Source organism: Streptosporangium sp. NPDC006930 (assembly GCF_040635605.1).
In the GTDB taxonomy this organism is placed as follows: domain Bacteria; phylum Actinomycetota; class Actinomycetes; order Streptosporangiales; family Streptosporangiaceae; genus Streptosporangium.
In genome coordinates this window covers 1-1,545 of record NZ_JBEYID010000069.1, presented here as the reverse complement: position 1 = coordinate 1,545, position 1,545 = coordinate 1, and the positions used below count along the sequence as shown (strand labels likewise).

The window sequence follows — 1,545 nt, the reverse complement described above, 5'->3', positions numbered from 1 at the left end:
GCGGGTGCCGATGCTGTCGACGGTGACCGGTCAGTGGCTGGAGGGTCCGGAGCTGGAGGCCGGGTATTGGTGTGAGAATCTGCGGCGCACGGTGGGCTTCGCTCCGGCGGTTGGGCAGTTGCTGGAGCAGCGGTATCGGGTGTTTGTGGAGGTGAGTCCGCATCCGGTGCTGACGGTCGGGGTCGGCGAGTGTGTGGACGAGACCGACACCGTCACGGTGATCGCCGGGACGTTGCGCCGCGATGAGGGTGGCCTGGAGCGGGTGCTGGTCTCGGCGGCGGAGTTGTTCGTCCGGGGCGTGAAGGTCGACTGGCAGCAGGTGCTGACCGGTGGCCGACGGATCGACCTGCCGACGTACGCCTTCCAGCACCAGTGGTTCTGGCCCGAGAGCACCGGTTCCGGTGCGGGGAATGTGGCTGCGGCCGGGTTGGCCGCGACGGATCATCCGCTGCTGGGCGCGGCGATGGGTCTGGCCGACTCCAATGGGGTGGTGCTGACCGGCCGTCTGTCGCTCTCGTCGCATCCGTGGCTCGCCGATCACACGGTGGCCGGGATGGTGATCTTCCCGGGCACCGGGTTCTTGGAGCTGGCGGTGCGGGCCGGTGACCAGGTCGACTGTGACGTGGTGGAGGAGTTGACGCTGGCGGCGCCGTTGGTGCTGGGTGAGGATGACGCGGTCGTGGTGCAGATCGCGGTGGGTGCGCCGGAGGAGAGTGGCCGGCGTGCGCTGAACGTCTATTCCCGGTCGGCGTCGGCCGCCGACGATGTGCCGTGGGTGCGGCACGCTACCGGCACACTGGCCACGGGCGGGCGGGCCGCCGTGCCGTTCGACGGGGCGGTGTGGCCTCCGGCGGGTGCGACGGTGATCGAGCTGGACGGGCTGTACGACGAACTGGCCACCAGAGGGCTGGGCTACGGTCCGGTGTTCCAGGGGCTGCGGTCCGTATGGCAGCGCGATGGGGAGATCTTCGCCGAGGTCGCCCTGCCGGAGCAGGCGACCTCGAGCGCGGGTTCGTTCGGGGTGCACCCGGCGCTGCTGGACGCGGCGTTGCACGCGGTGAGCTTCGCAGGTCTCGACGTGGTCGAGGGAGGTTGGCTGCCGTTCTCCTGGGGTGAGGTGAGTCTGCACGCGGGCGGGGCGGCGCTGCTGCGGGTCCGCCTGACCAGGATGGGTGCCGACTCGGTCTCGCTGACGGCGGTGGACCTGGCGGGAGAGCCGGTGCTGTCGGCGCGGTCGCTGATCGTGCGTCCCTTCACCCCCGACCAGCTGGTCGGCGCCGGTGGGGGGCGTGGTGTGGAGCGGGACTCCCTGTTCGGGGTGGACTGGGTCTCGTTGCCGGAGGTGGGGGGTGCGGAGCCCGAGGCGGATGTGGTCGAGCTGAGTGGAGAGCTCGCCTCGCTGGAGTCGGTGCCGGATGTGGTCATGGTCGCTGTGGGGTCGGCCGGTGCAGAGGACGTGGTGGAGTCGACGCACGCGGTGGTCGCGCAGGTGTTGGAACTGCTGCAGGAGTGGTTGGCCGATGAGCGGTTCGTCGGCTCGCGGTT

1 protein-coding gene is annotated in these 1,545 nt (G+C 70.5%); it reads left to right on the top strand.

The window, feature by feature from the left end:
* Positions 1-22: 22 nt before the first annotated feature.
* A partial coding sequence (locus ABZ664_RS39380; RefSeq protein ID WP_362522393.1) for a polyketide synthase dehydratase domain-containing protein occupies positions 23-1,545 on the top strand: 1,523 nt, incomplete at its 3' end.